The sequence below is a fragment of the Pseudomonas sp. S3_A09 genome (assembly GCF_054668065.1).
Genome location: NZ_CP162752.1, coordinates 3,999,045 through 4,023,986 on the forward strand (window position 1 = coordinate 3,999,045; position 24,942 = coordinate 4,023,986).

Sequence of the window (24,942 nt, forward strand, 5' to 3'; positions counted from 1 at the left end):
GGCGCCGCTTGAGCTTGAGGTCGAACTCACCAAAGGACTATAACAATGGCTCTCAGTAAAGAAGCGCCGGAGTTTGACATCGACGATGAGGTTCTCCTTATGGAGGCCGGTATCGATACGGAATCGATGTCGAATGAGGGACCAGCTGTACCTTCAGTTCGCACCAAATCCAAGAACGCCACCGCATTAAAGCAACACAAGTACATTGACTACACGCGGGCGCTCGATGCGACCCAGCTGTACCTCAATGAAATCGGTTTTTCCCCTCTGCTTACCCCCGAAGAAGAAGTCCATTTTGCGCGCTTGTCGCAAAAGGGCGATCCGGCTGGGCGCAAGCGCATGATTGAAAGCAACCTGCGCCTGGTGGTGAAAATCGCCCGACGCTATGTCAATCGTGGGCTGTCCCTGTTGGACTTGATCGAGGAAGGCAACCTGGGCTTGATCCGGGCGGTGGAGAAGTTCGACCCTGAGCGGGGCTTCCGCTTTTCAACCTATGCCACCTGGTGGATTCGCCAGACCATCGAACGGGCGATCATGAATCAGACCCGCACGATCCGGTTGCCGATCCATGTGGTCAAGGAGCTCAACGTCTACCTGCGGGCGGCACGTGAGCTTACCCAAAAACTCGATCATGAACCTTCGCCCGAAGAAATCGCCAACCTGCTGGAAAAACCGGTAGGGGAGGTCAAGCGCATGCTGGGTCTCAATGAGCGGGTGTCTTCGGTCGATGTCTCGCTGGGTCCGGATTCGGATAAAACCCTGCTGGACACCCTGACGGATGATCGTCCTACCGATCCTTGCGAGCTGTTGCAGGACGATGATCTTTCCCAAAGCATTGACCAGTGGCTGTCGGAACTCACGGACAAGCAGCGTGAGGTGGTGATTCGCCGCTTCGGCCTGCGCGGCCATGAGAGCAGCACCCTGGAAGACGTAGGCCTGGAGATCGGCCTGACCCGTGAGCGGGTGCGGCAGATCCAGGTGGAGGGGCTCAAGCGTCTGCGTGAGATCCTCGAGAAGAATGGCTTGTCGAGTGAGTCGTTGTTTCAATAGACGACGCAGGACCCAATGTGGGAGCGGGCTTGCTCGCGAAGGCGATGGATCAGTCAGTACATCTGTAACTGACGCACCGCCTTCGCGAGCAAGCCCGCTCCCACATTTTTTTGTGCTCGGCCATTACATCGCAAGCAGCACCGAATGACAGGCATAAAAAAACCCCGCTTTTAAGGGCGGGGTCTTTTCGACTAAGTCAGTACAAGTTAGATAACTTGAACTTCTTCAGCTTGCATGCCTTTCTGACCGCGGGTAGCGATGAAAGAAACCTGTTGGCCTTCTTTCAGGCTTTTGAAGCCGTCGGATTGGATAGCTTTGAAGTGAACGAACAGGTCGTCACCGGATTGTGGAGTGATGAAGCCGAAGCCTTTTTCATCGTTGAACCACTTAACGGTACCAGTTTGGCGATTAGACATGGTGTATCTCCTTGGACAAAGTTAACTGCGACTCAGGAAAAGCCCTGGCCGAGACTGAGTGCAAAGAGCAGGAAAAATTCTTGGAGATGGTTGGATCGAAATTCAACATATCGTGTAGAGATTCTCAGTGACACAAGCAGCACAGTGGCGCCACCTTAACCCTTTTTCCGGGACGTGCCAATGATATTTCCGAAGGTTTCTCCAAATTCGTGACTGGCGGTGGTATTTCTGCTCACTGGCATGCCCATACATATCCCGGCCCCGCTAGCTGCGGCTTATGGCAGGCGGCGCATTCGTCAAGAAAAGGCCCGCGGCCTTTGAACCCCAACGCCGGCCCCGGTAAGATGCCCCACAGAATTTTTCCACCTCGCTATTCAGGACACACGCCATGAGCATCAAATCGGACAAGTGGATTCGCCGCATGGCGCAGGAACACGGCATGATCGAACCGTTCGTCGAGCGCCAGATCCGCGGCCAAGGCGATGCACCGGTGATTTCCTACGGCGTTTCCAGCTACGGCTACGATGTGCGCTGCGCCGATGAGTTCAAGGTGTTCACCAACATCAATTCAGCGATCGTCGATCCAAAGAACTTCGACGAAAAGAGCTTCGTGGACGTCAAGAGCGACGTGTGCATCATTCCGCCGAACTCCTTCGCCCTGGCGCGCACCGTGGAATTCTTCCGTATTCCCCGCGACGTGCTGACCATCTGCCTGGGTAAAAGCACTTATGCGCGTTGCGGCATCATCGTCAACGTGACTCCGCTTGAACCCGAGTGGGAGGGCCACGTGACCCTGGAATTCTCCAACACCACCACGCTGCCGGCGAAAATCTACGCCAACGAAGGCGTGGCACAGATGCTGTTCCTGCAGTCCGATGAAGCCTGTGAAGTGTCCTACAAAGACCGTGCGGGCAAGTATCAGGGCCAGCGCGGCGTCACCCTCCCACGCGCTTGATCGAAAGCTCCTACGCGCAAAGGGAATTAGTCTGCATAAAGTGACTCTATCTAGGTGTACTGCCTCGGCACGTGTAAAACGCGCCGAGCCACGCTTGAGGAGTACCTTATGAAGATCGACCCGCGAATCAGCGCAGAACTTGCCCGGCTTGAACCCAATCAGATTGGCGTTCTGGCCTGGTCCCTGATGGCCGATCCTGCTTATGCGGGCGGCATCCCCGGCCAACCCGAGCCGGATTACCCACAACCTACCGAACCTGGTGAGCCGACATTGCCGGACGAGCCACCACCCGCACCGGTTGCCTGATCCCTAGCCCACTGGCCAGACGTCATGATCGCCAATCACATAGATTTGGCGGTCATTGTCCTGTTCCACCCCATGCCCGCCGGTAAATGCGCCGAACGCCGGCAGCAGGCTGACTCGGACGCCGATCACAAAACACGGCAAACGTAAGCTCTGCCGACCCTTGCCGCGTAATCGATACACCGGATGCACATGCCCCGCCAGCACGTGGTGGCTGGGATGGGCGTCAGGTTCGTGCTGCAGGGCAAAAGGGCCCATCAGCAGCGGCTCTGTGACCACGTTTATGTTCAGGTCCTCGGGCGGGTCGCCTGCGCGTTTATCGTGATTGCCGCGAATCAAGGTCATGGGCAGGTCAGGATTGAGGGCTCGCCAGCTTCTCAATGCGCCCAGCGTGCCGCTGGCGTGCGAGCCCGGGCCGTGCAGGAAGTCGCCAAGAAAGATCACCTGCGTGCAGGGCAGCGCCGAGAGCAACCGATCCAGGCGCTGCAGGTTTTCCGTGGTGGTCCCTTGCGGCACCGGTTGTCCCAGGCTGCGATACGCCGAGGCCTTACCGAAATGTGCATCGGCGATCATCAGGCATTGGCGCGCTGGCCAGTAGACAGCCTTGTCCGCCAGCAGCCACAGCTCCTCACCCTCTAGCTCCACCGTGCACAGCATCAGCGTTTCCCGTTGTCCGCGACTTTTTCCAGGTCCTTGACCATCCGTGCGATGCGCTCCGAGAGTTTTTCCGAACTCATGCTTTCGCGCATCCGTTCAACCAGCAATGGGAAGGCCAGGGGCGTGGGCCGCTGGATCCGATGCAACTCCAGTTTCAGCGCGCAAAGATGACGTAAGGTTTGCTCCAGTCGACGAATGTCCAGCTCATCGCGCAGGACTTCTTCGCCGGCCTGGGTCAGCAACAGGTTCTGCGGGTCATATTGCTTGAACACCTCAAAGAACAACCCACTGGACGCCTGCACCTGCCGGGTACTTTTGGGGGCGCCCGGATACCCGGCAAACACCAGCCCGGCGATCCGTGCGATCTCGCGAAAACGACGCAGGGCCAGTTCCCCGGCATTCAGGCTGGCTACCACGTCTTCCAGCAAATGTTCAGGGCTCAGTAGTGCTTCATTCAGCAATGCCGGCCAATTCACTTCAGTGGCACTCAACAGCTCCAGTCCATAATCATTGACTGCAATCGAGAAGGTGACGGCCTGCCCCTGGCTCACACGCCACGCCAACAGGCTCGCCAGCCCCAAATGCACCTGGCGTCCGGCAAAGGGATAGAGAAACAGGTGCCAGCCTTCCCGTGATTTCAGCGCTTCCGCCAGCAGGTGTTCGCGCGTCGGCAAGCCGGACCAGCGCACCTGCGTCTGCAACAAAGGGCGTACCGCCTGCATCTCCGGCCCCTCGAAGTGCCCCTGAGCCGCTGCATCAAAGCGCTCTACAACCGCTTGCGCCAGCTCGTTGGAAAGCGGCATGCGCCCGCCATTCCAGCGTGGCACGGCAGCTTTTTTAGCGTTGCTGCGGCGCACATAGGCCGTCATGTTTTCTACCCTCACCAGCTCAAGCAGGCGGCCGGCGAACAGGAAGCCATCTCCCGGCTTCAGCCGCGCAATAAACCCTTCCTCAACACTGCCCAGGTTCTCGCCACCTCCGCCTTTGCTCCAGAATTTCAGATGGATGCTCGCATCACTGACGATCGTGCCTACGCTCATTCGGTGACGCCGTGCCAGCCGGGCATCCGGGACACGCCAGATGCCGTGCTCGTCCGGTTCCACGCGGCGGTAATCCGGATAGGCGGTCAACGACAGCCCACCATGACGCACAAAACCCAGGGCCCACGCCCAGTCTTCATCCGTCAGGTCGTGGTAGGCCCAGGCACCCCGCACTTCCACCAGTAAGTCGTCGGGCTTGTAGCCGCCGCCCAATGCCATGCTGACCAAGTGCTGTACGAGCACATCCAAAGGCTTGTAAGGCGATTCCCGTGCTTCGATACGCCGTTGCGCAATCGCATCTTGAGCGGCGGCAGCTTCCACCAGCTCCAGGCTGTGGGTCGGCACCAGCGTCACCCGCGACGGCCGTCCTGGTGCATGCCCCGAGCGACCGGCGCGTTGCATCAAACGCGCCACGCCTTTGGCCGAGCCGATCTGCAGCACGCGTTCCACCGGCAGGAAGTCCACCCCCAGGTCCAGGCTCGAGGTGCACACCACTGCCTTGAGCTGGCCGTCTTTCAAGGCCCGCTCCACCCAGTCACGGGTCTCTCGGGACAGCGAGCCATGGTGCAGCGCAATCACCCCGGCCCAATCGGGGCGTGCGTCCAGCAACGCCTGAAACCAGATCTCCGACTGCGCCCGTGTATTGGTAAACACCAGGCAACTGCTGCTGGCGTCCACTTCAGCCACTACCTGGGGCAACATCTTCAAACCGATATGCCCGGCCCACGGAAAGCGTTCAGTCACAGGTGGCAACAACGTATCGATGATCAACTGTTTAGCCGTTTGCCCCTGCACATTGATCCCGTCACCTTGTGGGACCAAGACTTCCAGCGCGTGAGCTTGATTACCCAAGGTCGCCGAAATCCCCCATACCATCAAATCAGGGTGCCAGCGCCGCAGTCGCGCCAGTGCCAATTGCAGTTGCACACCGCGTTTATTGCCAATCAGCTCATGCCATTCATCCACCACCACCATGCGCAGGTGCGCAAGACTCACTTCGCTGTCGGCGCGGGCGAGCATCAGCGTGAGGCTTTCCGGGGTGGTGACCAGTACGGTGGGCTGGCGCCGGGTCTGGCGTGCGCGCTCGCTGCTGCTGGTGTCGCCAGTGCGCAGGCCGACACTCCAGGGAATCTGTAACGTCTCAAGCGGGGCTTCAAGGGCGCGGGCGGTGTCGGCGGCCAGCGCACGCATGGGCGTGATCCACAACACCGTCAGCGGCTCAGCGGGCGGTTTGCGTTTAGCGGTAACAGGCGGGCGAGCGATGGCGAAGCGATTGAGGGCGGCGAACCACAGCGCATAGGTTTTACCCGCACCGGTGCTGGCGTGCAGCAACCCCGATTGACCGCTCTTGACCGCCGCCCATACCTCTTTCTGAAAGGCAAACGGCTTCCAGCCTTTGGCGGCAAACCAGCGTTTGGCGAAATCGGTGGCTTTTGCCATGGGGCGGCTGACACTCTGGAAGGCCTATTCCACAGACCCTCCAGAGCGACCAAAGGTTTACTTCAAATTGCCACTCAAGAACTGCTGCAAGCGCTCGCTCTTCGGATTGCCCAGCACCTCTTCCGGCGGACCTTGCTCTTCCACCAGCCCCTGGTGCAGGAACAACACCTGGCTGGACACTTTGCGTGCAAAGCTCATTTCGTGGGTGACCATGATCATGGTGCGGCCTTCCTCGGCCAACCCCTGGATCACCTTCAACACTTCGCCCACCAGCTCCGGGTCGAGGGCAGAGGTGGGCTCGTCGAACAGCATCACTTCCGGTTCCATGGCCAAGGCGCGGGCGATGGCGACGCGCTGTTGCTGGCCGCCGGAGAGGAACGCCGGGTATTGATCGGCCACGCGTGCGGGCAGGCCCACCTTGTCCAAGTAACGACGGGCGCGGTCTTCGGCGTCCTTCTTGCTGCACCCCAGCACCCGGCGCGGGGCCATGGTGATGTTCTCCAGCACGCTCATATGGCTCCACAGGTTGAAGTGCTGGAAGACCATGGCCAGGCGCGTACGCAGGCGCTGTAATTCGGCGTCATCAGCCACGCGCATGCCGTGTCTGTCGCTGACCATGCGGATCGGCTGGCCGTCGAGGGTCATGGCGCCGTCGTTGGGGGTTTCCAGGAAGTTGATGCAGCGCAAAAAGGTGCTCTTGCCCGAGCCGCTGGCGCCGATCAGGCTGATCACGTCACCGGTCTTGGCCTTAAGCGAAACACCTTTGAGCACCTCATTGTCGCCATAGCTTTTATGCAGGCCTTCAACGGTCAATTTGTACATGGGGCGTGCATCCTCAAGGCGAAAGTAGATAGCCGCTGCGGTAGGCCTCGGTGCCTGCGACATGGGCGATGACCATCCCGGCAGTGGCCATGCGGCGCAGCGAACGGGCGTAGAGCAGGCCGGCATTGCGACAATGCACGGGCGTTACGCGGTCGGAAAGGGGGTCGATGATTTCAGCGATCAGTTGTCCGGCTTCCAGGTATTCACCCGGCAGGGCGCAAAATACCAGCAGGCCGCCCACAGGCGTTGCCACGGGTTCAACACCCGCCAGCGGTGTGGCCGGGTAAGGCAGGTCGGGCAGCGGTGCAACGTCACCGGCGATGGCGCCGAAGTGGATCAGGTAATCGATGATCGCCTGGCAGTCGAGGGCGGCCAGGCCGTGGTTGACGTCACCTTGGCCACGCAGTTCGACGGTGACCGAAAAACTGCCCATGGGGATCGGGAAGCGCTCACCGAAGCGTTGCTGCAACTGCCACCACACCAGGGTGAAACACTCATCGAAGGACTGCCCGCCGGAGTCGGTCGCCAGTAGATTGGCCTGCGAACCGATGTAACGCGCCAACGGCTCCACCTGCGGCCAGGCCTCGGGCGTGGTGTACAAGTGCGCCACGGCTTCGAAGTCGCAATGCAGGTCCAGCACCATATCGGCATTGCACGCCAGGCGTTGCAAGACCAGGCGCTGGGAGTGCAATTGGGTCTCAGCGCTTTGCGCGGCGAGGGCGGTAGACAGTGCCGCGCGGATCAACTCGACGTTGTGCTGGGGATCGTCCCCAAGCAGGTCCTCGACTTGATTACCCACCGCTTCACTGAGGTCGACAAACAGACGATTGAAGTTCTGCCCGCTTTCCAGCTCGTAGCGGCCCAGGGGAATATCCATCAGCACCTGTTCCAGGCCCGCGGGGTTGGCAATGGGCACCAGCACAATCTCGCTGCGCAGGCGACCAGCCGCCGCCAGTTCAGCCAGTCGCACCTTGAGGTGCCAAGCCACCAGCATGCCCGGCAGCTCGTCGGCATGCAGTGACGACTGAATGTAGATTTTGCCCGCGGCCTGATCCGGGCCGAAGTGAAAACTGTGAATCTGCCGCGCCGTTCCTGGCACCGGCGCGATCAGTTCATGGACTTGATGTCGCATGAAAGCTCCTGAACATAAAAAACGGCTTAATGGCTCGGCCCGAGGAAGGCCAGCCAGCGACGCTCCGCCAACCGGAACAGACCGACCAGGGCAAAGGTCACGGTCAGGTAGATCAGCGCAGCGATACCGAAGGATTGAAAGGTCATAAAGGTGGCCGAGTTGGCATCCCGCGCCACTTTGAGGATGTCTGGAATCGTCGCGGTGAAGGCCACCGTGGTCGAGTGCAGCATCAGGATCACTTCATTACTGTAGTACGGCAGCGAGCGACGCAACGCCGACGGCATGATCACGTAGGCGTAGAGCTTCCACCCGCTCAAGCCGTAGGCCTTGGCCGCTTCGACCTCGCCATGGGCCATGCTGCGGATCGCCCCGGCGAAAATCTCCGTGGTGTAGGCGCAGGTGTTGAGGGCGAAGGCCAGGATGGTGCAGTTCATCGCGTCGCGGAAGAACGCATCCAGCAACGGCTGTTCGCGCACGGCGGCGAGGCTGTAGATGCCGGTGTAGCAGATCAGCAGCTGGATGTAGAGCGGCGTGCCCCGGAACAGGTAGGTGTAGAACTGCACTGGCCAACGTACCAGGCGCTTGCGCGACACGCGGGCGATGGACAACGGGATCGACACCAGGAAGCCAATGACCAAGGCGGTGGTGAGCAACCACATGGTCATGGCGAGGCCGGTGATGTGCTGGCCGTCGCTATAAAGGAAGGGGCGCCAGTATTCCTGCAAGAGTTCGATCATCGCACGGCCTCCCGGGCGCCAGCGGAGTAGCGACGTTCAAGGCGGCGCAAGACGAAGTTGGACGCGCTGGTGATCAACAGGTAGATCAATGCCGCGAGTACCAAAAAGTAAAACAGCTGATAGGTGCTCTTGCCGGCATCCTGGGCGGCCTTGACCAGGTCGGCCAGGCCGATGATCGACACCAGGGCCGTGGCCTTGAGCATCACCATCCAGTTATTGCCGATACCCGGCAGGGCAAAGCGCATCATCTGCGGGAAGGTCACGTAGCGAAACCGCTGGCCGCGCTTGAGCCCATAGGCCGTGGCGGCTTCCAGCTGACCACGCGGCACCGCGAGGATCGCGCCGCGAAAAGTCTCGGTGAAGTACGCACCGTAGATAAACCCGAGCGTGATCACCCCGGCGCTGAAGGGGTCGATCTCGATGTATTCCCATTCCATGAAGTCGGTGAGGCCGGTCAGCCAAGTTTGCAGGCTGTAGAAAATCAGCAGCATCAGCACCAGGTCGGGCACACCGCGGATCAGCGTGGTGTAGAGCTGGGCGGGAATGCGCAGGAAGGGCAGGCTGGACAGTTTGGCGCTGGCGCCGAGCAGGCCCAGCAACACGCTGACCGCCAGGGACAGCACCGACAACTTGATAGTCATCCAGGTGCCTTGCAGCAACAGCGGGCCGAAACCCTTCAGGCTGAGCGCGCTCAGGCCGAGGGTTTGCAACAGTTCTTCGAACATAAATCGGGACCTATGGCGATAAAAAAGCGCCCCTCCGGGGGAGGGGCGCTCCAGGCATTACTTGCCGCTGTACAGGTTCAGATCGCCAAAGTGTTTCTTCTGAATGGTGGCGTAGGTGCCATCATCGTGTAACGCTTTGATACCTTTATCCAAAAGCGTCTTCAGTTCAGTGTTACCTTTTTTGATACCGATCGCGGTTTTCGACGGCAGCAGCGGGTCGTCAATCGCCGCGCTGACTTCATAACCGGCACCGGCCGGCGACTTCAGGAAGCCCAGCTCGGCTTGCAGCATGTCCTGCACAGAAGCGTCGAGACGGCCGGAGGTCAGGTCGGCATACACCTGGTCCTGGTTGGCGTAGGCCTTGGTGGTCACGCCGGCTTTATCCAGTACGGCCTTGGCATAGGCTTCCTGGATGGTGCCTTGCTCGTAGCCCACAGACTTGCCCTTGAGGGACTCAGGCGTCGAGTAGCCTGCGCCTTTCTTGAACACCAACGAAGTAGGGCCGGAGAACAGTTCGCTGGAGAAGTCGATGGCCTTCTCGCGCACTGGGGTCACGGTCATGGACGAAATCACGCCATCGAATTTGTTGGCTTTCAGGCCTGGAATCATGCCGTCGAAGTCACTTTCTACCCACTTGCACTTCACTTTCAGCTCGGCGCAGATCGCATTGCCCAGGTCGATATCGAAGCCTACCAGGCTGCCGTCGGCGGCCTTGGACTCGAACGGTGCGTAGGACGGATCGACACCAAAACGCAATTCCTTGTATTCCTTGGCCAGCGCGGAACCGGCGGCCATGCACAGGGCCAGTGCAGAAAGGGTCAGCAATGCTTTTTTCATTATGTAATCCCTGGAAACCAAGATAAGCGCTTGTGGCGCGTTTAGGACTGTTACTAAACGGTGTCAGACGGATCACAAGTAGCAATTTCTGCACCATAGTTCCGAATGAGCGTTTTAAAAGGTGAGACAAGGAAGAAGTGAGTGTAGGAGATGCCCGAAAATGGGCGCACAAAAAACACTGCACCAAGTTGGGTCTGGCACACCTCAAGAATGTGGGAGCTGGTATTTGTTGCCAAACAATCAGGTCAGAAGGTCTTGCAGGGTGGCAAGGTTGTCAGCCTCTTCCACGGATTTGTCCTGCCGCCAGCGCAACATCCGCGGAAACCGCACCGCAATCCCACTTTTGTGTCGCTTGGACAGGGCAATGCCCTCGAACCCCAGTTCAAACACCATGCTCGGGGTCACGCTGCTGACCGGGCCGAATTTTTCCACCGTGGTCTTGCGCACAATGGCGTCGACCTTGCGCATTTCTTCGTCGGTCAGGCCGGAGTAGGCCTTGGCAAACGGCACCAGGGTGCGTTGGCTGCCGGGCGGTCCGTCCCACACGGCGAAGGTGTAGTCGCTGTAGAGGCTGGCGCGCCGACCATGACCGCGCTGGGCATAGATCAACACCGCGTCGACGCTGAACGGGTCGACCTTCCACTTCCACCACACGCCCATGTCCTTGGTGCGGCCGACGCCGTAGAGGCCATCCCGCGCCTTGAGCATCATGCCTTCCACGCCGAGGCTGCGGGAGGCTTCGCGTTGTTTGGCCAGCGCTTCCCAGGTCGCGCCGGTCAACAGCGCAGACGCCACTAGTACGGGCTGATTGCACTGGGCAATCACCCGCTCAAGCTGCGTGCGACGCTCAGCCTGGGTGTGGTTGCGCCAATCGTCGCCCTGGTGTTCCAGCAGGTCGTAGGCCAGTACCGCAACCGGAGCATCTTCCAGCACTTTTTTGCTCAGGGTCTTGCGGCCAATTCGCTGTTGCAGCAGCGCGAAGGGTTGCACCGTGTCTTTCCATACCACGATTTCACCGTCGATCACCGTGCCATCGGGCAAGCCGCTCACCAAGCTGTGCAGTTCTGGGAAACGCTCGGTTACCAATTCTTCGCCACGGGACCAGATCCACAGGCGGCCCTCGCGTTTCACCAGCTGCGCGCGGATGCCATCCCACTTCCATTCCACTTGCCAATCGGCGGGGGAGCCCAGCAAATCGTGGAATTGCTCCACCGGTTGTGACAAACCATGGGCGAGAAAAAACGGATAAGGCTGTCCGCCCCGTTGTGCATGTTCGTCGGGCGATTCGGCGGCGATCAACTTGAGGTAGCCTTGGGCCGTAGGACGGTTGGATAAGTCGGTGTAGCCCACCAACCGTTGCGCCACGCGCTTACTGTCCAGATCGGCCATCGCGGCGAGTGCGCGGGTGACCAGCAGTTTGGACACGCCAACGCGAAAGCTGCCGGTGATCAACTTGATGCACACCATCAGGCTGGGCTGATCCAGTTGTGACCATAACGCCGGTAGACGTTCGGCCAATTCCAATGGCGGCAGACCACGCAGGGGCAGGAGTTTTTCCTCCAGCCACACTGCCAAGCCGTCCTCCGAGGTGTAGGTAGATTCCGGCAGCAGCAGGGAAATGGTCTCCGCCAGGTCGCCCACCGACTGGTAGCTTTCTTCGAACAACCACGGCTCGATGCCGGACGCTTCGGTGGCCATATCGCGCAACAGGCGCGTCGGCACCAGTTGCCGAGGTCGCCCGCCGGACAGGAAATACACCGCCCAGGCGGCATCCTCCGGTGCGGCATCCTGGAAGTAGGCTTGCAGCGCGGCAAGCTTGGCGTTGCTGGAGGTCGTGGCGTCTAGGTTGGCGTACAACTCGGCAAAGGCCTTCATGCGCTGGCCTCTTCTTCGTCATCACCGTATTCAGTCGTGAAGCCCTGGGCATCCAGGCCTTTTTCCCGCAGATGGCGCACCAGAACGCCGACAGACCCGTGAGTGACCATCACCCGCTCGGCGCCGGTTTGCTCGATGGCCCACAGCAGGCCAGGCCAGTCGGCGTGGTCCGATAGCACAAACCCCCGGTCCACGCCGCGCCTGCGTCGGGTGCCGCGCAGGCGCATCCAGCCGCTGGCGAAAGCGTCGCTGTAGTCGCCGAAGCGCTTGATCCAACTGCTGCCGCCGGCGGAAGGCGGCGCGATGATCAAGGCCTGGCGCAGCAGCGGGTCGGTTTTCTTGAAGTCACCGGCGTATAGGGTTTCAGGGATATAGATGCCGGCCTCGCGGTACACCCGATTCAATGGTTCGACCGCGCCATGGCTGAGGATCGGGCCGATGCTGGCGTCGATGCCATGCAGGATGCGCTGAGCCTTGCCGAAGGAGTAACAGAACAACACGCTGGCTTTGCCGGCTGCGATATTCGCCTGCCACCAGGCGTTGATCCCGGCAAAAATCTGCGCCTGGGGCTGCCAGCGATAGATCGGCAGGCCAAAGGTGGATTCGGTGATAAAGGTGTGGCAGCGCACCGGCTCGAAGGGCGCGCAGGTGCCGTCGGGTTCGACCTTGTAGTCGCCGGACGCGACCCAGACTTCACCCCTGTATTCCAGGCGCACCTGGGCCGAACCCAATACATGCCCGGCGGGGTGAAAACTCAGGGTGACGCCGTGGTGGAGCAATTGTTCGCCGTAGGCCAGGGTCTGCAGGTTGATGTCCTGTCCGAGCCGCGAACGCAGGATGCCTTCGCCAGGGGCGGCGGCCAGGTAGTGCTGGTTCCCGGTGCGGGCATGGTCGCCATGGGCGTGGGTGATGACCGAGCGTTCCACCGGGCGCCAGGGGTCAATGTAGAAATCTCCGGCGGGGCAGTAGAGGCCTTCGGGGCGGGCGATGACAAGGTCCATGGGCGTGCCGGGGGCGATGGGCTTATCAGGTAGGAGGCGGTTGGCAGAGGAGAAGTTCGATTAACTATTTGCAGTGATCGGGCTTGCTCACCACAGCAAGCCACTCCCACATGTAGATCCGGTTATTTACCGGGCGTCAGGGTCAACCTGGCTTTCCCATACACCTTCTCGAAGTTCTGCGGCTGCATCGGGAAGCTCAGGTATTGGGCCTTGAGCGACGGGTCGATGCCATTGGCATAGTTCGGGCTGGCCGGGTTGCCGGACTGGCCGATGCCACCCTGGCCCATCATCGGTTCCACTTGGCCGAAGTCGACGATCATGCGCAGGGCCGACACTTGGGTGGTGGTGAAGTCCTGGCCCCAGCTGTAAGGCGCAGGGTTCAGGGTGTTGTGGTCGCCACCGGAGGCCAGCGGGCCGCGGATCGCCTGGCCGTTGGTGTTTTTCCAGGTGGTGGTGTGCAGTTTGCCCCACTGCCAGGCCTTGTGATCGGCGCCCAACTGGCTATCCCCCGCGCTGATCGCGGCGGCCAGGCTGCGGGCGAGGATCGCCGGTTTGTCTTCTTTTTGCGGCGTACGCACGTCATCCCAGAACGGGCTGTCTTCGCGGCCCAGCAAGTGGTCGGCCTGGGCGGCGTAGGACAGGCTGGCATTGCTGACAAACGCCTTCCAGCTGGCGCTGTTTTCCGGGCCGAGTTCGTCAAGGAAGATCTGCTTGGCGCTTTCTTGCAGGAACAGTTCATAAATCGCCGCGTCGGCGGAGGTGGACGCCAGGCGACCGTCAAAGGCCATCAGACGCCCCAGCGCTTCCCTTGCCTTGGTCTGTTCGGGCGCCGGCAGCGCGTCGATCGCCTGTTTCAGCGGCTGGGCCATGCCTGGCGCCTGGAACATTGTCTTGAGCTTGGCGGCGAAGGTGGTGGTCTGGTCGTACTGCATGGTGATCATGCTGCGGCTGTCATGCTTGCCGGCATTGGCCAGTTGCGCCAGGCGCTCACTGCGCTCCGGTGCATCCCAGGAGTTGGACAACTGCATACCATAACCGCGCGGTGCGGTGCGTTGGTTGGCGGTGCCGATCCAGCCTTGGGCCGGGTCCTGGTCATAGGGGTGCAGCATCGCGTCGGCGTAGCCATCCCAGTCAAACCGCGTGTCCCAGCCGGGCGACGGCAGCAGGCCTTCGCCTTCGCGACGGTTGGGGAAGCGCCCGGTGACTTGCCAACCAATGTTGCTGGCGTCGGCGAAGATCATGTTCAGGGCAATGGCGCGAATCTCGCGCGTCGCGTCCGAGGCCTTGCCGGCGTTTTGTGCACGGGACAGGTCGAAGAACGCGTCCAGGCTCTTGTCATCCTTGAGTTCGGCGGTTTGCAGCGCCAGACCCAAACCGGTGGTCAGCGCCTGGCTGCTGTTGAGCAGGGCGCCGTGGCGGGTTTCGTACACCACTTCACGAATCGAGCGTTGGCCTTTGACGAAGAAGGTTTCGTTACGCACACCAGCGGGTAGCCATTTTCCGTTGTTCTCGTAATACAACGCGCTGCCCTGGCGTTTGACCTTTTCCAGGAACAGGTCCTGAGTGTCGCCCTTGACCGTGCTCATGCTCCACGCGACTTTGCCGTTGAAGCCGGACAGCAGTGTCGGCAGGCCGGCAATCGAGGCGCCCACGGCCTGGTACTTCGGCGCGCGGATCTGCACGTAGCTCCACGGAGACGGTGCTTGCGGCTGGGCGGCGAGGTCGCCTGCCAACAGGCTTTTACCGCTGCGGCTGCGTTGCGGGCCAATGGCCCAGTTGCTCGATGTGGTCACTGCCAGCGAGTTGAGGCTGCTCAGTTGCTGGCCGACCGCGTCCAGGCCGGCGAGGCCGGTAATCTGGCTGAAATTCACGCCCTTGAGTTTCTCGGCCTCGGCCAACGGGATCGCTTCATCCGGCGCACTTGGGGTGAGCCAGGCGAGTTTGTCGACGCCGACCTTCTGTGCCAGCACCAAGGATGCGATTTCCTCCTGCAGGTTGACCGATTCGCTGAAATTCAGCAGGCAGAACAGCAGCGCCGAATCTTCCGGCTTCCAGTACTCGGGCTTGTACCCGGTCTGGGCCAGGTCTGGCGGTAGCTTGTCGCGGTAGCGGAACAGGTAGGCATTGACGCCACGGGCATACACTTCGAAGAAGCGCTTGAGGCGCGGGCTCGATGCGTTATACAGCTCGCCCGCGCTTTTCTTCAGGTTGACCGCGCGCATGAATCGATCGACATCCAGCACCTCGGGCCCGGACATTTCCGCCAGGCGGCCCTGAGCCAACAGGCGCAGGGTGACCATCTGTGTGATGCGATCACTGGCGTGCACATAACCGAGGCTGAACAGTGCGTCATGGAACGTGTTGCTTTCGATCAGCGGCATGCCTTGAGCATTGCGGCGCACGGAAACATTCTGTGCCAGGCCTTTGAGCGGCTGCACGCCGGCGACCGGGGGCAGGGTGTCCTGGGTGCTCTGGAGCTGGCAACCGGCCAGGCTTAACGCACTGGCCACTGCCGCGGCAACGCCGAACCGGGGAAGAAAATGTGAGAGGGCTGGCGAGGCCATGGCAAAGCTCCTGCGGGGGGTAGCGTCAGTAAAGGCGCTACGTTAGTGAGCGCGGCGAAACGACGCAAGCAGGAGCTATGCCTTATTTTCAGGAAATGCGTATCAAGACTTGGGCGGGTTCACTTTCTGCACCAGCTCATACGCGCGGACCGTCGCCGGCCGCTCCTTGATCCTGTTGAACCAGCGGTGCAGGTGTGGGAAATCTTCCAGGCGTTGGCTCTGCCACTTGTGGGAAACAATCCACGGGTAGATCGCCATGTCAGCAATGCTGTAGGCCTCACCCGCCACGAACGCGCGGTCTGCCAGACGCCGATCCAGCACACCGTAAAGGCGAGCGGTCTCGTCCACATAACGCTTGATCGCATACGGAATTTTTTCCGGTGCGAACTGGCTGAAGTGATGATTCTGACCGGCCATCGGCCCCAGGCCGCCCATTTGCCAGAACAACCACTGCAGTGTTTCCTGGCGACCGCGTAGGTCTTTTGGAATGAACTGGCCGGTTTTTTCCGCGAGGTACAGCAGGATCGCGCCGGATTCAAACAGTGAAATCGGCGCGCCACCGTCGGTCGGGTTCTGATCGACGATGGCCGGAATGCGGTTGTTGGGGGCGATCTTGAGGAAGTCAGGCTTGAACTGGTCGCCCTGGCCGATGTTGATCGGGTGCACCTTGTAGGGCAGGCCGGCTTCTTCCAGGAACAGCGATACTTTGTGACCGTTAGGGGTAGTCCAGTAATACAGGTCGATCATGAAGCTCTCCAAAAGTGGTGATGCTTGAGCGAATGCCTGTAGGTATAGGTAATGTTGGGTGTGCGAAGTTTCAATGAAACATTTGCGCATACCCATAGAAGCAAATTAAAAGGCGCCGTCCACCAACACCTGCACCGTCTGCTGCGAACAGCGCTCGATGCGTGCCCGCACGCGATACACCTCGGCAAACAGCAGTGGGTTGAGCACGTCGTCCGCTGCACCGCTGGCATACAAACGTCCCTGGCGCAGCACGGCAATATGGTCGGCGAAGCGCGCGGCGAGGTTGATGTCGTGCAGCACCACCACGGCAATCAGGTTGTGTTCGCGCACCAAATCGCGCACGCAATCCATGACTTTCAGTTGGTAATTGAGGTCGAGGGCGCTGGTGGGTTCGTCCAGCAGCATCACCTGAGGGCGACGGGCGATGAGTTGGGCGAGGCTGACCAGTTGGCGTTGGCCGCCGGATAGGGTGCTCAGCAACTGATCGGCCAAATGCGCGATGCCAATGCGCTGCAAGGCGTCGAAGGCTTCACGCAGGCAGGCGTCGCTGGACAACGGGATGCCCTCGACATTCGCCACGCGCAGGGCGGCGATCACACTTTCCATCACGCTGAGGCTCAGTCCCGGTGGCAAGTTTTGCGGCATGTAGGTCACACGCCGCGCGCGCTCGGCGACGGACATGGCCGACAGGTCGAGGTCACCCAATCGCACAACGCCTTGCATCTTTTCCAGCCCGGCCACCGCACGTAGCAGGGTGGATTTACCCGCGCCGTTGGGGCCGATCAGAGCGGTGAGGCTGCCGTGGGGCAGGGTGGGCAGGCTCAGGTCGTGCACGATCTGGCGGCGCCCGTAACTTACCTGGGCATTGTGTACGCTCAACCCTTCGCTCATAACTGCCTCCCCCGCTTGAACACCAACACCACGAAAATCGGCACGCCCACCAACGCGGTGACGATGCCCACCGGCACGATCACGCCGGGCATGATCAGCTTGCTGGCAATCGACGACAGCGCCAGCAGCAACGCGCCGGTCAAGGCGCTGGCCGGCAGCAGGAAGCGTTGATCTTCGCCCACCAGAATCCGCGCGATATGCGGACCCACCAGGCCGATAAAACCGATGGTGCCCACAAAGGCCACGGCGGTGGCCGACAGCAGACTGATGCGCAGCAGTGAGAAAAACCGCAGGCGCTTCACGTCCACGCCAAAGCTTTGCGCACGGTCCTCGCCCATGCGCAACAGGGTCAGGCGCGGTGCGGCGGCAAAGGAAAACGGCAGCACTACCGCGACCACCAGCGCCAGGATGCCGAGCTTGTCCCAGTTGGCCCGGGTCACACTGCCCAATGTCCAGAACACCAGCTGTTGCAACACATCTTCGGTGGCCACCAGTTGCAGCAGCGCCACCACTGCGTTGCAACTAAACACCAGGGCGATGCCGAACAGCACCAGGCTTTCCACCCCCGCGCCGCGCAAACGCGACATGGCTTGCAGCAAAAATACCGACGCCGCCGCGAAGATAAATGCCGAGATGGAAATCGCCGTATTGGCCGAGACCCACAGTGTCGTCACCGGAAACACAATCACCAGGGACGCGCCCAAGGCCGCCGCCGACGACACGCCCAAGGTGAACGGGCTGGCCAGCGGGTTGTTCAGGATCGCCTGCATTTCGGCCCCGGCCAGCGACAGCGCGCAGCCCACCAGCACTGCCATGAGTGCATAGGGCAGGCGCACGTTCCAGATGATCACCTGGTCGGTGGCGCTGAGGTGGGACGGGTGCAGGATTCCGTCCAGCAAGGCCAGCAGGCCCATGCCCGAGGGGCCGCTGGCAAGGTCCACGAGGATGGCGCACACCAGCGCCGTACCGAGCAGGCCAAGCAGCCAGGCGCGCCGCGCCAGCAGACGGCGATAGCCATGGGTGGCGCTGGCGAGGTCGAGGGTTTGAGTGGTCATTGAACTCACACAATCTTGAAAGCGAAGAGGATCCAAATGTGGGAGCTGGCAAGCCTGCTCCCACACTGACTGCATTCCAATAGGGCGATCAACGTTACTTGGGCTTGCTGTCGATCCAATAGGCACCCTGCAACGGCATCCCCAGGAATTGCGCGTTGATCTGGTCCATGGTCGTCTGCGGATCCAGCTGGGCGAACAGCTCCGGGTGCACCCATTTGGCCAACGATTCAATCGCCAGCAGGTTGTACGGCGAGTTGTAGAAGTCATGCCACAGGCCGTGGGCATTGCCCTCACGGATTGCACGAAGATTGGCGAATTCGGGACGCGCCAATACCCGGTCCAGCGCCTCGTGGGCTTCATCTGCGCCGACACCCGCGCCCAAGATCAAGCCGGGCTTGCGGTTGCCGGTGGCTATATACACATCCGGGTCGGCCTTGAGCGCGTACTCGACGCTGATATCGCCCAGCGCACCCGGCACCACGCCAGCGGCGATATTGCGCCCGCCAACCAGTGCGATCAGTTCGCCCATGCCACTCTTGCCGGTGGTATGCCCCGGCGCTTGCCAAACGCCGGCCAGCAGTTCGAGGAACACACTCGGGCGCGGCCCCGCCGGCAAGGTGGCGACCGCATCGGTGATCACCTTGATGTGCTGGTCATAGAAACCCAGGAACGCCTTGGCCTGGGCTTCACGCCCCAATGCCTGGCCCAGCGCGGTCATGCTGGTGTGAGTACCCTGCACCGGGTTGATGCGGAAGTCGACGAACACCACCGGAATGCCCGCCTGGGCCAGCACATCGGCGACCGGACTGTGTTCGGTGGGGCCGTGACCGGAAATGCTGAACACTGCCAGGTCAGGTTTCAGCGAGAGGATTTCCTCGGCGCTGACACTTTGTTCCGACGCTTGCCCGATCAGCGGGATGTCTTTCACTGCCGGAAATTTCGCCACGTAGGCGTTGTAGGTGTGTTGGTCGAGCAAGCGCAAATCGTTCTGCCAGCCGACGATGCGCTGGAAGGGCGCGTCCTTGTCCAGCAACGCAAACGCCGAAATCAGCCGGCCTTCACCCAGGACAACGCGCTTTACGGTGTCAGCCACTTCGACCTTGCGGCCCAGCACATCGGTGACTTCATGGGCGGCAGCGGTTTCAGCATGGCCCAGGACCAGCGCGGCAAACAGCACGCCGAGCGTGAGCACATTACGGGGTTTCAACATGGCAGGGACTCCAGGTGAAGGCGGCGCATCAGCCATCGCTCCAGCGCCGCAACAGGTTGTGGTAAGCGCCGCTCAGTTGCAGCAGCGCGTGGTGATCGGCGTCTTGGGCGGTGAGGGTCTGGATCGCCACGTCCATGTCCAATAGCAACTGGCGCTGGCTGTCTTCGCGCACCAGGCTTTCGATCCAGAAAAAACTGGCGATGCGCTCACCGCGCGTCACTGGGTTGATCTTGTGCAGGCTGCTGCCGGGGTAGATCAGCAAATGGCCGGCGGGCAGCTTCACAGCGTGTTCGCCGAAGGTGTCGCGGATCACCAATTCACCGCCGTCGTAGCTGGCCGGGTCGGCCAGGAACAGCGTGGCGGAGATGTCGGTGCGCACCCGCTCGCGCACGCCCTTGATGCCGCGAATGGCGTTGTCGATATGCCAGTCGAACCCTTCACCACCGCTGTAGCGGTTGAACAGCGGCGGGTAGATGCGCTTGGGCAAGGCGGCGGACATAAACAGCGCGTTGTCCGACAGCCGCGCCAGAATCTGCTCACCGATGCGATGGGCCACTGGCGAATCCTCCGACAACTGCCGGTTATTTTTCGCCATGGCCGAGCGCGGTCCGGCGGTCACCTTGCCGTCAACCCAGGGCTGATCGAGCAAGGTGGCCACGGTGGCGTCGACTTCGCTGGCACTGAACAGCGCCGGGATTTCGATCAGCACGGTTCAGAACTCATAGTCGACGCTGGCGGTGAGGGTGCGCCCGGCACCTGGGATGCCGTAGAGCTGGAAGCCGTCGAGGGAGGCGCCGACCTGGCTGTAGTAGAACTTGTTGAACACGTTGTTGAGGTTGAGGTTGACCGTGGTGTCCTTGTTCACTTTGTATTGCGCGGCCAGGTTGCTCAGCCAGTAGCCGGGGGCTTTTTCGTGGTCGCGGGTGTAGATCGCGTACACGCCGGACGGGCCGTTGGCGTAACTGCTGTTGTTGTTCAAGCCGCCGACGTATTTGTTGTCGGTGTAACGGCGGCGGCCCACGTATTGCTCGCCGTAGCTGAGGCTCAGGGCATCGGTGACGGCGTAGGTGGTCCACAGATTGGCGGTCAGGTCGGGCACGTTCTTGGCTTCGGCGCCCTTGTTGATGCCTTTGGTCTGCGTGCTTTTGAGGGCCGAGAAACCACTGTAGGCGGTCCAGCGCGGAGTGATATTGCCTTGCAGGCCCAGTTCGATGCCGTCGACCCGTTTGGCGGGCAGGGCGCGTACCGGGGCGGATTCGCCGTCCTGGTATTCCCAGGCGTTGTCCAGTTCGGTGCGGAAGATCGCTGCTGTGACGTTGAGCATATCGTGGGTAATGTCCCACTTGGTGCCCATTTCATAGGTCTTGGACTTGGCCGGGCTGTAGTTGCTGGTGCTCGCCGTGCCGTAGATCTGGTTATTGGTCGACGCACCCAACGCGGACGGCTGCGCCGCTTCGCTGTAGGACACATAGAGGCTGCCGTTGGGCAACGGCTTGAACACCGCGCCAACCCGACCGCTGACGGCACCGTCGGTGCTGCTGATGCTGGCTTGACCGCGTTGGCTGGTCTGGGCACGCCAGTTGTCGTAGCGCAGCGACCCGAGCACTTGCCACTGATCGTTGAGGGTGATGGTGTCGCCCAGGTAGATCCCGGCGTTGTCGATCACTGAGCGCGGGTCGCCTTCGCCTTTGGTCACGTAGGTGCTGGCGAAGCTGTGGTTGGGGGCGTTCATGTCGAACAACATGTCGCCGGCCGGCACTTTGGCGCTGCGTTTCAGGCCGCCGTAAGTCTCGTGATAGAACTCCAAGCCGCTGACCACGGCGTGTTGCAGGCTGCCGGTGGTGAGGTTGAAATTGAAGTCGGTCTGGTTGTCGAGGATGGTGTAGCGCTTGGACAAGCCGAAATCGCTGCCGCGCAGGATGCCGTAGGCGGTATTGCTGTTGTTCAAGTAGTCGGAGTAGGCGTTCACCGTGCTGCCCGGCACTTGGCTGATCGGTCCTACACCGGTGTAGCCCAAGGTCGCACAACGGGTGCCGGTGCAGGTCTTCTGGCCGTTGGCGTTGGCGGCGAAGAAGCGCGCCGGGGAGAGCACGGCAAAATTGTCGCTGCGTTCCCAACGCGTCTGGTTGCGCAGGTTGGCGTCATTCCAGTCGAAGTCATGCTCGAAGCGCGCCGTGAGCGAAGTGGTTTTGTTCTCTTGGGTGTAGAGGCTCGAGTCGCCGTACCCGTTGGAGCGCTTCACGCCGGGCATGCGATCGCCATTCGTCCCACGCTGGATCGGCACGCCGCCGTCCGGCGTATTGGTGTCTTTCTGGTAGAAGGTGTCGACGAAAAAGCGCGTGTCGGTGCCCAGGCCGAAGCCGAACGAGGTGGCAATGCCCCAGCGGTCGTAGTCCACGTCGTCACGTTCGGCCACTTGGTTGTAGTGCTTCATCAGGTTGATACGTAGGGCAGTGGTGTCGTTGATCTGTTTATTCAGGTCAGCGGTGAGGCGGCGGTAGGCATCGGTGCCGATACCGGCCGAGACGCGGTTGGCATCGCCCAGGTGCGCTTCTTTACTCACCAGGTTGACGCTGCCCCCCACGGCGGACACGCCGGATTCGATGGAGCCAGTGCCCTTGAACACTTCCGCCTGTTGCAGGTTGAAGGTGTCGGTGCGCGTGGACATGCCCGCATCGCGCACGCCATCGACGGTCAGGCTTTGTTCGGAAGAAAACCCGCGAATCGAAAACAGGTCGCCCCACCCCAGGTTGCCTTCGCCGGACATGAAGGTAATCCCCGGCACGTTGCGCAACACTTCCTGCAAGGTCTGCGCATTCTGCTCCTTGAGCACCTGCTGCGGCACGATGGTCACGCTTTGCGGGGCGTCCAGCAGCGGTTGGCTGATTTTTGCCGAGGTCACCCGGTCTACTTTGAAAGTGGAAGTGGCTTCACCATCGACCTTGATTTCCGGCAGGCTCAGCACCGAATCGTTGGACTTGGCCGCTGGCGCGCCAGCCAAGGCGATCGGGACGACGCCGCCGGCAGCCAGTAGGCCGAACATCGGTGCCAGGGTGGTGTGCAGCGTGTGGCTGCGAGAGGTGGGCGATGACATGGGCAACTTCCGAGTCTAAATTACAATTACTCTCATTTAGGTTCGGTAGTCTAAAGAGCGTTTTCCCCTGCCATGCCCCGGGTTTGTATCGCTGATGCGTGATTATGGTTTCCTACAACATTCCATTACATTTGCCTGCACGGCTGGCTGAACTTTCGGCTATTTGCTGCGTTTCATTGTTTTTTGGATTGACTGCCCATGGCCAAGCAAGACCACCTGCTGATCGTTGATGACGATCCGCAAATCCGCCAGTTGCTCTGCGACTACCTGAGCGACGCCGGCTTCCAGGTCTCCACTGCGGCCGACGGCAAGGAAATGCGCCGCCGCCTGGCGCTGAATGTCATCGACCTGATCGTTCTCGACCTGATGCTGCCCGGTGAAGACGGCCTGAGCCTGTGCCGCGAACTGCGGGTGAACTCAAACACGCCGGTGGTGATGCTCACGGCAAAAGGCTCGTTGATCGACCGCATCGTCGGCCTGGAAATCGGCGCCGACGATTACCTGCCCAAACCGTTCGACCCGCGCGAACTGCTGGTGCGGATCAAGGTGGTGTTGCGCCGGGTGCAGAGCTTTCCCGACCGTGCGCGCCTGGATGAAGCGCCGAGCATCCGTTTCGCAGGCTGGCAGCTCGACACGCGGGCGCGGCAGTTACTGTCGCCGGAGGGGGTGGTGGTCAGCCTGGGCAACTCCGATTACCGCGTGTTGCGCCTGCTGTTGCAGCACCCCAATCGCCCGTTGAGCCGCGACTTCCTGCTCAATCACGTGTTCGACAAGGACAGCACGCCGTTCGACCGTTCCATCGATGTGTGCGTCAGCCGTCTGCGCTCGCAACTGCCGGCCAATGTGATCAAGACTGTGCGCAACGAAGGCTACATGCTCACCGCCGACGACGTTGTGCTGGAATCGTGAGACTGCTGCCGCGTTCGCTGTTCGGGCGGTTGGTGCTGATTTTGGTCAGCGGCATGCTCGCGGCACAGGCGCTGACCAGCAGCATCTGGTACGACCGGCGCCACGGGCAGGTGCTGGAAATCCCGGCGCGCTTGATCGCCACGCGCCTGGCGGACGTGGTGCGGCTGGTGCACGGCGACCCGCAACAGGCGGACCTGCTGATCAAGATGCTCGACACGCCGACCTTCCGCCTGACCCTCAGCGACCAGGCCAGTAATACGCCTAGCACGCTTCACGACAGCGACCGGCCCACCGAACGGTTGATCAAGAAGGTATTGTCGGAAAAAACCGGTTACGCCCAGACGCTGATCCTGTTGCGCCTGTCGCTGGTGGATGCCGAAGGGCAAACCGCCGGGCTGTCGACCCTGCTGGGTTCAAAACCGGTGGTGGGGCAGTTTCTGATCGACCTGCGCCTGCCCGACGGCCGCTGGTTGCAGGTGGATGCCAGCGAAGAACAGGGCTGGACCAGCACCTCACCGCTGGACCTGTTGTTCGATTACGTTATGCGCATTTATTTGCTGCGGGTACTGGTATTGGTGCTGATCGCTCTGGTGGCGGTGCGCCTGGCGATCCGCCCGCTCAACGCGTTGGCCAAGGCGGCCGAAGCCCTGGGCAGGGATATCCAGCGTCCGCCGTTGTCGGTGGATGGCCCTACCGAAGTGCGCCGTGCCGCCCAGGCCTTCAATGCCATGCAGCAGCGGCTGATCGCCAACATCGCCGAGCGCACGCGGTTTCTTGCGGCTATTTCCCACGACCTGCGTTCACCGATCACACGCCTGCGCCTGCGCACCGAGATGCTTGAGGACAACCGCACCAAGGAACGTTTTCGCAGTGACTTGGAGGAAATGGAACAGATGGTGGCCAGTACGCTGGATTTTGTCAGCAGCGGTGAAATCAACGAGGCACGGCAGAACATCGACATCAATGCCTTGCTGCAAAGCTTGCAGGCGGATCTGCAGGATGTGGGCGAGAACGTGGTGATCGAAGGCCGCGCAAAACACCCACTGCCGGGGTACGCCCGCAGCCTCAAGCGGTGTGTGCAGAACCTGCTGGAGAACGCGGTGCGTTATGGCCGCGATGTGACGGTGCGGGTCGAGGACCAGGCGGATAGCTTGACGATCATTATCAGCGACCGAGGGCCGGGGATTCCCCAGGCACAGCTGGAGCAGGTGATGGAGCCGTTTTATCGGGTAGAAGGCTCACGCAATGCCGAGACCGGCGGGTATGGGCTGGGTTTGAGCATCGCTCACACCATCGCCAAGGCGCATGACGGGCGGTTGAGCTTGCGTAATCGGGAAGGTGGGGGCCTTGAGGCGGAGCTGCGATTCCAAAGCAAATCCTGAATGTGAAGTGCAATCTAAATGTGGGAGCGGGCTTGCTCGCGAAAGCGGACTTTCAGTCGATGCATCAGGTGACTGACACACCGAATTCGCGAGCAAGCCC

At 61.1% G+C, this 24,942-nt stretch carries 22 protein-coding genes; 5 read left to right on the forward strand and 17 right to left on the reverse strand.

Annotated elements, in window-relative coordinates; translation table 11 throughout:
• The first annotated feature begins 45 nt into the window (after nt 1–45).
• Nucleotides 46–1,050, forward strand: a complete 1,005-nt coding sequence (gene rpoS / locus AB4N92_RS18605) for an RNA polymerase sigma factor RpoS (protein ID WP_042570670.1) — start codon at nt 46–48, stop codon at nt 1,048–1,050.
• Between the two features lie 206 nt (nt 1,051–1,256).
• On the opposite strand, the gene AB4N92_RS18610 is transcribed toward rpoS, so the two are convergent.
• Nucleotides 1,257–1,466, reverse strand: coding sequence for a cold-shock protein (locus tag AB4N92_RS18610; protein ID WP_002554837.1), 210 nt, complete (start codon nt 1,464–1,466; stop codon nt 1,257–1,259).
• A gap of 388 nt (nt 1,467–1,854) precedes the next feature.
• On the opposite strand from AB4N92_RS18610, the gene dcd reads away from it, so the two are divergent.
• Together dcd and AB4N92_RS18620 are read left to right on the forward strand one after the other, a co-directional pair.
• Nucleotides 1,855–2,421, forward strand: a complete 567-nt coding sequence (dcd, locus tag AB4N92_RS18615) for a dCTP deaminase (protein ID WP_010212421.1) — start codon at nt 1,855–1,857, stop codon at nt 2,419–2,421.
• A gap of 108 nt (nt 2,422–2,529) precedes the next feature.
• A complete protein-coding gene (locus AB4N92_RS18620) occupies nt 2,530–2,727 on the forward strand; it encodes a hypothetical protein (protein WP_010212420.1) in 198 nt (65 codons plus the stop codon).
• Between the two features lie 3 nt (nt 2,728–2,730).
• On the opposite strand, the gene pdeM is transcribed toward AB4N92_RS18620, so the two are convergent.
• The 16 genes from pdeM to AB4N92_RS18700 form a co-directional block, all read right to left on the reverse strand.
• Entirely contained in the window at nt 2,731–3,381 is a 651-nt protein-coding gene (pdeM, locus tag AB4N92_RS18625; RefSeq protein WP_042570671.1) for a ligase-associated DNA damage response endonuclease PdeM, read from the reverse strand.
• Entirely contained in the window at nt 3,381–5,861 is a 2,481-nt protein-coding gene (locus AB4N92_RS18630; protein WP_236266964.1) for a ligase-associated DNA damage response DEXH box helicase, read from the reverse strand. Before AB4N92_RS18630 ends, pdeM begins: the two co-directional genes overlap by 1 nt.
• A gap of 57 nt (nt 5,862–5,918) precedes the next feature.
• Nucleotides 5,919–6,683: an ABC transporter ATP-binding protein gene (locus AB4N92_RS18635; RefSeq protein ID WP_010212416.1), complete on the reverse strand. Its 765-nt coding sequence runs from the start codon at nt 6,681–6,683 to the stop codon at nt 5,919–5,921.
• 13 nt (nt 6,684–6,696) lie between these two features.
• A complete protein-coding gene (locus AB4N92_RS18640; RefSeq protein ID WP_021492417.1) occupies nt 6,697–7,815 on the reverse strand; it encodes a succinylglutamate desuccinylase/aspartoacylase family protein in 1,119 nt (372 codons plus the stop codon).
• 26 nt (nt 7,816–7,841) lie between these two features.
• Nucleotides 7,842–8,552, reverse strand: a complete 711-nt coding sequence (locus AB4N92_RS18645; protein ID WP_010212413.1) for an ABC transporter permease — start codon at nt 8,550–8,552, stop codon at nt 7,842–7,844.
• Entirely contained in the window at nt 8,549–9,277 is a 729-nt protein-coding gene (locus AB4N92_RS18650; protein WP_010212412.1) for an ABC transporter permease, read from the reverse strand. Before AB4N92_RS18650 ends, AB4N92_RS18645 begins: the two co-directional genes overlap by 4 nt.
• 57 nt (nt 9,278–9,334) lie before the next feature.
• Entirely contained in the window at nt 9,335–10,114 is a 780-nt protein-coding gene (locus AB4N92_RS18655; protein ID WP_154973219.1) for a transporter substrate-binding domain-containing protein, read from the reverse strand.
• Nucleotides 10,115–10,354: 240 nt separating this feature from the next.
• On the reverse strand, nt 10,355–11,989 hold the full coding sequence (locus AB4N92_RS18660) for an ATP-dependent DNA ligase (RefSeq protein ID WP_154973217.1): 1,635 nt from the start codon (nt 11,987–11,989) through the stop codon (nt 10,355–10,357).
• Complete coding sequence (locus AB4N92_RS18665) at nt 11,986–12,990, reverse strand: ligase-associated DNA damage response exonuclease (RefSeq protein ID WP_010212407.1); 1,005 nt, start codon at nt 12,988–12,990, stop codon at nt 11,986–11,988. The genes AB4N92_RS18660 and AB4N92_RS18665 overlap by 4 nt, the downstream gene beginning before the upstream one ends.
• A 122-nt stretch (nt 12,991–13,112) precedes the next feature.
• Nucleotides 13,113–15,554 (reverse strand): penicillin acylase family protein, encoded by a 2,442-nt coding sequence (locus AB4N92_RS18670; RefSeq protein ID WP_198581458.1) that lies wholly within the window; start codon nt 15,552–15,554, stop codon nt 13,113–13,115.
• A gap of 102 nt (nt 15,555–15,656) precedes the next feature.
• The gene (locus tag AB4N92_RS18675; protein ID WP_010212403.1) at nt 15,657–16,301 is read right to left on the reverse strand and encodes a glutathione binding-like protein; all 645 of its coding nucleotides are present in this window, start codon (nt 16,299–16,301) and stop codon (nt 15,657–15,659) included.
• A 105-nt stretch (nt 16,302–16,406) separates the two neighbouring features.
• Nucleotides 16,407–17,192: an ABC transporter ATP-binding protein gene (locus AB4N92_RS18680; protein ID WP_198581459.1), complete on the reverse strand. Its 786-nt coding sequence runs from the start codon at nt 17,190–17,192 to the stop codon at nt 16,407–16,409.
• Nucleotides 17,189–18,247, reverse strand: coding sequence for a FecCD family ABC transporter permease (locus AB4N92_RS18685; protein ID WP_021492412.1), 1,059 nt, complete (start codon nt 18,245–18,247; stop codon nt 17,189–17,191). Before AB4N92_RS18685 ends, AB4N92_RS18680 begins: the two co-directional genes overlap by 4 nt.
• A 94-nt stretch (nt 18,248–18,341) precedes the next feature.
• On the reverse strand, nt 18,342–19,457 hold the full coding sequence (locus AB4N92_RS18690; RefSeq protein WP_010212399.1) for an ABC transporter substrate-binding protein: 1,116 nt from the start codon (nt 19,455–19,457) through the stop codon (nt 18,342–18,344).
• Between the two features lie 28 nt (nt 19,458–19,485).
• Complete coding sequence (locus tag AB4N92_RS18695) at nt 19,486–20,166, reverse strand: Fe2+-dependent dioxygenase (protein WP_010212398.1); 681 nt, start codon at nt 20,164–20,166, stop codon at nt 19,486–19,488.
• A 3-nt stretch (nt 20,167–20,169) separates the two neighbouring features.
• Entirely contained in the window at nt 20,170–22,551 is a 2,382-nt protein-coding gene (locus AB4N92_RS18700; RefSeq protein WP_010212396.1) for a TonB-dependent receptor, read from the reverse strand.
• Between the two features lie 198 nt (nt 22,552–22,749).
• Between AB4N92_RS18700 and AB4N92_RS18705 the strand changes: the two genes are divergently transcribed.
• A complete protein-coding gene (locus tag AB4N92_RS18705; protein ID WP_010212395.1) occupies nt 22,750–23,460 on the forward strand; it encodes a response regulator in 711 nt (236 codons plus the stop codon).
• Nucleotides 23,457–24,842 (forward strand): ATP-binding protein, encoded by a 1,386-nt coding sequence (locus AB4N92_RS18710; protein WP_042570679.1) that lies wholly within the window; start codon nt 23,457–23,459, stop codon nt 24,840–24,842. Before AB4N92_RS18705 ends, AB4N92_RS18710 begins: the two co-directional genes overlap by 4 nt.
• Nucleotides 24,843–24,942: the final 100 nt, after the last annotated feature.